Genomic DNA, 7,760 nt, shown 5'->3' with positions numbered 1-7,760 from the left:
GGATCATTCTTGTTATCAGCCAACTGAACCGCATTATGGGCTGCTTCATCTGGTGTTGTAAGAATACCATTGAGGAAAACATGAACCTTGCCATCAGAACCAGCTTGTAAATGCTTTTCTCCCTCTGACGTTAAATAGTGATATAGAGGAAACAATCCCGTCATTTCAAGCAAAGCAAGGATGAGGGATTGTTGATCATCACAAACAAAACTTAAGGTTTGCATTCATCCGCGTTTTTATACCTTTTACAAAACGGGCTGTTTAAGCGCTTTTCGACACTTCTCTGTGGGATGACAGCACCAAGCTGACAAATGGGAAGGTCTTTATAATTATAGCACCAATATGGACCACCGTATCTATCACGAAATCCTGCTTGGACCATACAAGCATCAATGGATGCCATTTGATTTAAACTGAGGTTTCTATTTTCTGAATCAGGATCGATAAGACTCGGCATTCCACATTCTAATAAAGCTTTTCCTATCTCAGTAAAATCTGCTCCCTCCTTCAACCACCCATGTACTTCCCCTGGAGGAGGTTTGTCAATATTTGATATGTCACATCCAGAGACACTTAACAGAACTATCCCACTTAATAATTTAAACAGTGTATTCATTTTTTCTCCATAAATAACCTAAACCTAAATTATCTAAAATTGCATAAGGTGCATAAATTTTTGCATTATGATGTATTCCATAATTATCTTGACATTTTTTCCCCGCATTACCATAACACTTATGGGTACTAGGGTTATGCCCGATGAACGCTCCCCCTTGCTCTATCATTGGAGTTGCTGGTGGAAATATTGCATAAGGGAACCTCAAGGGTACCTTATAAGCAGTAGGTGGATTGTAACCAAATCCTGTACCTATGGGATCGAATATATGGTTTTGTAAATAAATATAATCTTTTTTACCATCACTCACATAATAGAGTGCATTCGCTATCGATAGAGAGTTATCAGCGGGTCCAAAAAGATAGATATCTGTTTTTTCTGCTATACCGTGAATGCCATGCTTTTCAAAGTCACGCATTCCATTACCCACTGTCAAACTACCCCGGCTATGCGCACTAACAATCGCCCCTGTATTGCCATAACGATAGGTAAAATCTTGGAATTTCTTGGTCGAATTACTCCATCCCCCAAAATACTCATAAATTGCTACCCCATATTCTACTAGCTTGTCTTTAGCTTGGGGGTGGTAGGTAAAATAAAGGGGTTCATGCGCATTATCAGCCAACTGAACCGCATTATGGGCTGCTTCATCTGGTGTTGTAAGAATACCATTGAGGAAAACATGAACCTTGCCATCAGAACCTTCTTGTAAATGCTGCTTTTCCTCAGCCGTTAATAATGTGGTTGAGGAAACAATCCCGCCATTCCAAGTGAAGGCAAGGAGGGGGATTGTTGATCATCACCAATAGAAACACTTAAGGTTTGCATTCAAGTTGTTCTGAATGCTTTTTACAATAAGGGCTATTTAAGCGTCTCTCAACACTTCGCTGAGGCATGACAGCACCAGGACGACATATGGGAAGATTGTCCGATTTATGGTTTTCACACCAATCTTGTATTGTAAAGCTAGGGCGAAAACCTGATTGCGCCATACACATTTCAATACTGGCAAATTGATTCAAATCTAGCGCCACAACCTTATTAAGGTCCGGTACTCCACATTCTAAAAGTATTTTATTTCTCCATAATGCTGGAGAAAGTGAGGGAATTGAGTTAACACATCCAGTGATACTTAACAAAGCCATGCAACTCAATATTTTTAAGATTTTCTTCATTTTTCCCCTCTTTCAATGGATTTATTTACGATAAAACAGCTCATAAGCCTGTTGATATTTCCTGTCACCGCTTCATTAAAACAACGGTGAACAATATTGAAATGGTTAGTTGAGGAAACAATCCCGCCGTTCCAAGCAAAGGCAAAGATGGCGGATTGTTGATTATCACTTAAGGCTTGCATTCAGATGCATTTTTATACCTTTTACAAAACGGGCTGTTTAAGCGCTTTTCGACACTTCTCTTCGGGATGACAGCACCAGGCTGACAAATGGGCAAGTTTTCGGCTTTATAGTTTTGACACCAAGTTCCTCCCCATTTATCTTTATAGTGGAATCCTGCTTGAACCATACAGGCATCAATTGTTGCCCATCCATTATTGTTTACCTCTTTATTTTCTGAACCAGGATCGATAAGACTCGGCATTCCACATTCTAATAAGGCTTTTCCTACCTCAGTAGAATCTGCTCCTGGCTTCTCCCACATATTCACGTACCCTGGAGCAGGTTTGTCAATGTTTTCAATGTCACATCCAGTAACCGTTAACAGAATGAGCAGGCTTAATAAATTAAACAACACTTTCATTTCTCCCTCTGACGTTAAATAGTGATATAGAGGGAACACTCCCGCCATTCCAAGTGAAGGTAAGGAGGGGGATTGTTTGATCATCACAAACAAAACTTAAGGCTCGCATTCAGGTTGTTCTGGATGCTTTGTACAAAACGGGCTGTTTAAGCGCTTCTTGACACTTCGCTGTGGTATGACAGCACCTGGACGACAAATGGGAAGGTTTTCGGCTCTAAAAGTATAACATGGCCCTCCCGCTCTTGCTACTTCTTCATCTTTATAGCGGAATCCTGATTGGAGCATGCAAGCATAAGTTGTTGCTTTAGCATTAATACTCTGCTGTTGGTTTTCTGGATCGATATCATAAGGCGTTGGCATACCACATTCTAACAAAGCTTTTCCTACCTCAGTAAAATCAGTAACACTATTTTTCTCCCACATACTCAAGTACCCTGGAGCAGGCTTGTCGATGTTACATCCAGCGATATTTAACAGAATGAGACCGCTTAATAATTTCAAGATTTGTTTCATTTTTTCCTCCCTGAATATTTTGAATAAATTGGCGTACGATTAGGTAAACCATAGAACTTTGTACAAGCATCACTTGGATGTCCATAACAAGCATGGACACTGGGGTAGCCCTTAAATATTTGCCCTCTCTCTTTCCAGGGACCACTTCCAGGAGGTATTTGCTCAAAAGTGTAAGGATTTTTGCCAAATACAACACCAACAAAATCATCTGCATGATTTTCCAAGCCGACAGTGGTTTGCTTGCCATCCCTTAAGATATATAATGTATCTGCCATGTCTTGAGTATTATAAGCTGGTCCAAAGAAATTAATCGTTGTTTCCTTTGCTATACCATGAACACCATGCTTTTCTAAATCATGCGATCCATTGCCCGCTGTCATACTGCCGCGGCTATGCGCATCAGTATGCAATCCTATATTGCCAAGGCTATACAACAGATTCTGGTACTTCTTCGTCGAATTGGTCAGAGCACCCAACTTACCTTCTAGAAAATACTGATACCCTGCAATGAACCCCTCTACCAAGAGCGAATCGCTATGAGGGAACATCAGAAAATAGTGCGGATCATTCTTGTTATCAGCCAACTGAACCGCATTATGGGCTGCTTCATCTGGTGTTGTAAGAATACCATTGAGGAAAACATGAACCTTGCCATCAGAACCAGCTTGTAAATGCTTTTCTCCCCCTGACGTTAAATAGTGATATAGAGGAAACAATCCCGCCATTCCAAGCGAAGGCAAGGATGGCGGATTGTTGATCATCACTTAAGGCTTGCATTCAGGTTGTACTGGACTTCTTTTACAAAACGGGCTGTTTAAGCGCTTTTCGACACTTCTCTTCGGAATGACAGCACCTGGACGACAAATGGGAAGGTTTTCTTCTCTAAATGTATAACACCAGTTTCCTCTCCCTTTATAATGGAATCCTGCTTGAACCATGCAAGCATAAATTGTTGCATCCTCATTAATACTAAGCTTTCTGTTTTCTGAATCAATATCAAAAATGCTTGGCATTCCGCATTCTAACAAGGCTTTTCCTACTTCAGTAGAATCTGCACCTACCTTCTCCCACATACTCACATACTCTGGAGGAGGCTTATCAATGTTTTCAATGTCACATCCAGCTACACTTAATAGGACTATACCACTCAATAATTTCAAAATTTGTCTCATTTTTTCTTCCATAAATGCTCTAAAATTGAATAAGTTGAATTAATTTGTTTAGTAGGCGGTATTCCATAATTAGTTATACACGCTTTACTTGCATCACCATAACAATTATGGGGACTAGGATCATACCCGCCTAACGCCCTCCCTCCCTCTATCAATGGAGAGGTTGCTGTAGTCAATAAACTGGTTCCTACAAACAGCGTCATATATAAAGGATTTTTTATACCTTTCTCCAAAAGTGAAACATCTAGATTTAAAGGTACTTTATAAAAAGTAGGTGCATTGTAACCAAACAACGTGCTAATGGGGTCAGATGCATGGCTTTGTAAGTAAACATGATCATTTTTGCCATCGCTTACGACATATAATGCATTCGCTATAGATCGAGCATGATCCGCTGGTCCAAAAAGATAGATATCTGTTTTTTCTGCTATACCGTGAATGCCGCGCTTTTCAAAGTCACGCAGTCCATTGCCTACTGTTAAGCTACCACGACTATGCGCACTAACAATAGCCTTGTCATTACCATAACGAGAGGTAAAATCTTGGAATTTCTTGGCCGAATTACTCCATCCCCCAAAATACTCATAAATTGCTACCCCATACTCTACGAGCCTGTCTTTAGCTTGTGGGTGGTATGTAAAATAAAGGGGTTCATGCGCATTATCAGCTAATTGGACAGCACGATAGGCAGCCTCATCTGGTGTGTTAAAAATACCATTATAGAACATACGCCTGTTGCCATCAGAACCAGCTTGTAAATGCTTTTCTTCCTCTGGTTTTAAATAGCGATACAGAATTATTGGTTTTCCATCACTGCCTTTTATATACTCTCCATTTTCATCGGTTAAATAGAGGACATTGCCATTTTCATCATGCGCAACCTCACCTACTGGGTGCTCTTTGACATTTGCGACTTCGCGTATTTTGTCCCAGTATCCCAATCCTTCATCCGATAAATCATTGATCATATCTACGCGATTATGCACTGCTCCCTCAAGCGGTGCGACATCTAGCTGTCCTACTGCCTGGTGTGCTGCTGCGGTGTTGCGGTTGAGTGCATCAATGATTTGTCCAGCATCTTGCCCCATCGCCCTCTGTCCAGTTGTATCAGTAAGGATGATAGTCCCATCACTGATAGCAGATTTGGTTTCCCCTTCTGCTCCATCCTTGGCTTTGCCGTGATTTAAAACATTCTTGGCAATGTTCTTTATCGTGTCGTTCCCAGAAATGCTAAACCCATGGCTGCTGGCTTTAGCATGGGCACCGTTGTTGATGTCACTGGTGCTAATGCTTCCAGTGGTCAGGCTGTTTTTGTCCGCCGGCGCGGTGCTGGCAATGATGCCTCCGGTTAGGGTCGTTTTGTCTTTAACAATGATATTAAAGCCGCCATCACCAGCTTTGATGCCTGATTGCTCCACAACACTATGATAATCGCTGGAGGATTTATCCTTTTGGAAAGAGGCGCTCATGGAGCCCCCACCACCCGTTTGTCCAGCACCAAACCCAACAGAAACAGAGTCTTGCTTGCTGGAAGTTTGTCCCGTATCACTGCGGCTGGTAATGGCAAAATCACCACCAACCTCTATTTCTACACGCTCTCCAGAAACCACGGCGCCTGCCAATGTGGTGTTTGCCCCACTCGTGGTATGAACTGTGCCGGTGCCAATAATATGGCTGTTTTTGTGATGCACTTCATCACTGGAACCTTCCCCTTGACTAAAAGAAGCACTACCCGTTGCCCCTGCGCCACCCGTGCCATAACCGGTGCCAACACTCATTGAAGAACTTTCACTGCTATTTTGTGTGCTTTGCGTGTTCTGCGCACTTTCAAAGGTGATATCTTTACCTGCTTCCATGGTGATATTTCCGCTCTGTGCATCATTTTCCAGCACATAGATTGGATTGGTACCAGCAATAATATCAGCGCCAACACTATGGATGCTGCCTTCGTGAGCATGCATATTAATAGAACGCCCGCCTTCTATACTATTTGTTACCGCAGTAGATGTCTGAACAGAGGCTTCTGTTTTCTCAGTTTTAAAGCCCACGGTTACACTGCCAGATGCGCCAGCCATATTGGCAAGAGCATCCTTGGTGGAGCCCCCCATCCCTCCTAATGGGTTACTCAGTCCTTTGGTTATGTTCCCCTTTTCCCCTGTGTTGCCAGTCAGCCAATTAATAAAGTTCTCTCCTTTATTAAAGAGGTGATTGATTTTCATGCCAGTCAGTATGCCATTAATAACTGTGTTATTTCCATCCTTATTGTTCATACGGTCCGCTGAATCTTTTAAGCCTTGTACCGTGCCAAGGACACCGATATCAACGGAAGTTGTCACACCAGCAAAAGACTTTTCATGCTTTTCTTTTGCGTTAGAGGTATCATAGCTTTCTGATAGGGTGATATTATTGCCGGAATCAATGTTGACATCACGATCCGCCAAAACATTGGTCGCTTGTAAGTTCACATCATTGTCAGCAGTAATCTGCACATCTTGGCGTGCCGTGATGTGTGATTGTGTGGAAGTGGTTTCCCATTGATCGCCCGTATCTTTGGCGCTTGCAATTCCAACACCTACAGAAGCACCGCTGTTGCTCTTTTCAAACTGAATGCCAAAGCCTGTGCGTTCTTCCTTTGAGCTTGCCCTATGACGATTGTGACCAGGTGAAACATTCACATCATGGGCTGCCGAAACATGAATATTTTCTTGCGCAGTAAAATCAGAGCCCTCCACGTTCACATCTTTTTTGGTGGCGGTGATGGTGATATTTTTCCCATTGAGAGAAGAGCCTTGATGCTCAAAACTCTCTTCATTTTCTGTCTTTCCCTCACTCCCGTATATCGACACAAAACCCTTGCCCGATCCCACACCAAAACCCGTTTCATGGGTCTCTGAATGGCTGCTATGGTGGTCCGTCATGCCATCAATTGTCACATTTTCTCCCGTCACATGAATATCTTCATTTGCAAACATATGAGAAGCAGTGATTGTGGTCTCTTTGTCTGATTGCGTGATAATGTTGCCCGTTGCCCCAAGGATAGAGGAGACCGTTGTGGTATGCGATTGAGATGTATCGGACGATTCCTCATGCAAAAAGCCACTTGATGACGATTGTGCTTGCTGATCCAAGTGTTCTTGGGCGCCTTTGATGACAATCTTTCCCCCAGAGTGAATGGTAATATCCGCTTGTTTCTGTTCTCCTGGTGCTTCCTCTCCTGACGTTTCCTCTGCCTTACCGGCTATGAGCGTCGAGGCTAAAATTTCCGTGTTGTTTCCAGATTCAATGGCAACGCCTTCACCCCCAGATATGAGTGAACCGGAAACTTGGGTAGCATCCACCTTGTTATGCACAGATTTGCTGCTACTAAATGCTCCACCGTCTTTATGGTACGACATCTCATAGTGTAAGCTATCCTCTGCATTGGTGATCAGAACATCGTTGCTGGCTTTCAGCCCCACCTTGCCCTCAGCCGCAACAGAACTTCCCGTGATGGTGAGATCATGCTTCTTTCCATCCTGCCCTGCAATGACAGTGGTATCACCTCCCGATTTTATCGAAGAGCCAACCGCATGAGAGGCTTGCATATCCACTTTCGTGTTTTTGCCCTGAAGATGATACTCCATTTCATCGTTTCTCACCCCTATTGTTACCTCCCCTTGGGCGCCAAGACCAACATTGCCCTTCGCATCGATATCGGAAGC

The 7,760-nt window shown here is 42.9% G+C and carries 10 protein-coding genes; all 10 read right to left on the bottom strand.

Annotated features, from left to right (window positions below; translation table 11 throughout):
- Positions 1-224 (bottom strand): hypothetical protein (locus tag ACFIJ7_RS08595; RefSeq protein ID WP_375645076.1); only part of this gene is annotated, 224 nt, incomplete at its 3' end.
- Complete coding sequence (locus ACFIJ7_RS08590; RefSeq protein ID WP_375645075.1) at positions 212-616, bottom strand: hypothetical protein; 405 nt, start codon at positions 614-616, stop codon at positions 212-214. The genes ACFIJ7_RS08590 and ACFIJ7_RS08595, both read right to left, overlap by 13 nt.
- Positions 600-1,241, bottom strand: a complete 642-nt coding sequence (locus ACFIJ7_RS08585; protein ID WP_375645074.1) for a hypothetical protein — start codon at positions 1,239-1,241, stop codon at positions 600-602. Before ACFIJ7_RS08585 ends, ACFIJ7_RS08590 begins: the two co-directional genes overlap by 17 nt.
- A gap of 190 nt (positions 1,242-1,431) precedes the next feature.
- Positions 1,432-1,791 carry a hypothetical protein gene (locus ACFIJ7_RS08580; protein ID WP_375645073.1) on the bottom strand — a complete coding sequence of 120 codons (360 nt, stop codon included), beginning with the start codon at positions 1,789-1,791 and terminating at the stop codon, positions 1,432-1,434.
- Positions 1,788-1,973: a hypothetical protein gene (locus tag ACFIJ7_RS08575; RefSeq protein ID WP_375645072.1), complete on the bottom strand. Its 186-nt coding sequence runs from the start codon at positions 1,971-1,973 to the stop codon at positions 1,788-1,790. Before ACFIJ7_RS08575 ends, ACFIJ7_RS08580 begins: the two co-directional genes overlap by 4 nt.
- Entirely contained in the window at positions 1,961-2,374 is a 414-nt protein-coding gene (locus ACFIJ7_RS08570) for a hypothetical protein (RefSeq protein ID WP_375645077.1), read from the bottom strand. The genes ACFIJ7_RS08575 and ACFIJ7_RS08570 overlap by 13 nt, the downstream gene beginning before the upstream one ends.
- Before the next feature lie 96 nt (positions 2,375-2,470).
- Positions 2,471-2,887, bottom strand: coding sequence for a hypothetical protein (locus tag ACFIJ7_RS08565; protein WP_375645071.1), 417 nt, complete (start codon positions 2,885-2,887; stop codon positions 2,471-2,473).
- Positions 2,884-3,648, bottom strand: coding sequence for a hypothetical protein (locus ACFIJ7_RS08560; protein ID WP_375645070.1), 765 nt, complete (start codon positions 3,646-3,648; stop codon positions 2,884-2,886). Before ACFIJ7_RS08560 ends, ACFIJ7_RS08565 begins: the two co-directional genes overlap by 4 nt.
- 3 nt (positions 3,649-3,651) lie before the next feature.
- Entirely contained in the window at positions 3,652-4,059 is a 408-nt protein-coding gene (locus tag ACFIJ7_RS08555) for a hypothetical protein (protein ID WP_375645069.1), read from the bottom strand.
- Positions 4,056-7,760, bottom strand: a 3,705-nt coding sequence (locus ACFIJ7_RS08550; protein WP_375645068.1) for a hemagglutinin repeat-containing protein, incomplete at its 5' end; no start/stop codon positions are given. The genes ACFIJ7_RS08550 and ACFIJ7_RS08555, both read right to left, overlap by 4 nt.

Origin of the sequence: Bartonella sp. MR100HLJHH, from assembly GCF_042194215.1 — a bacterium.
GTDB lineage: Bacteria > Pseudomonadota > Alphaproteobacteria > Rhizobiales > Rhizobiaceae > Bartonella > Bartonella grahamii.
The sequence above is the reverse complement of the archived record's forward strand: the minus strand, read 5'-3'. Positions and strand labels throughout refer to the sequence as shown.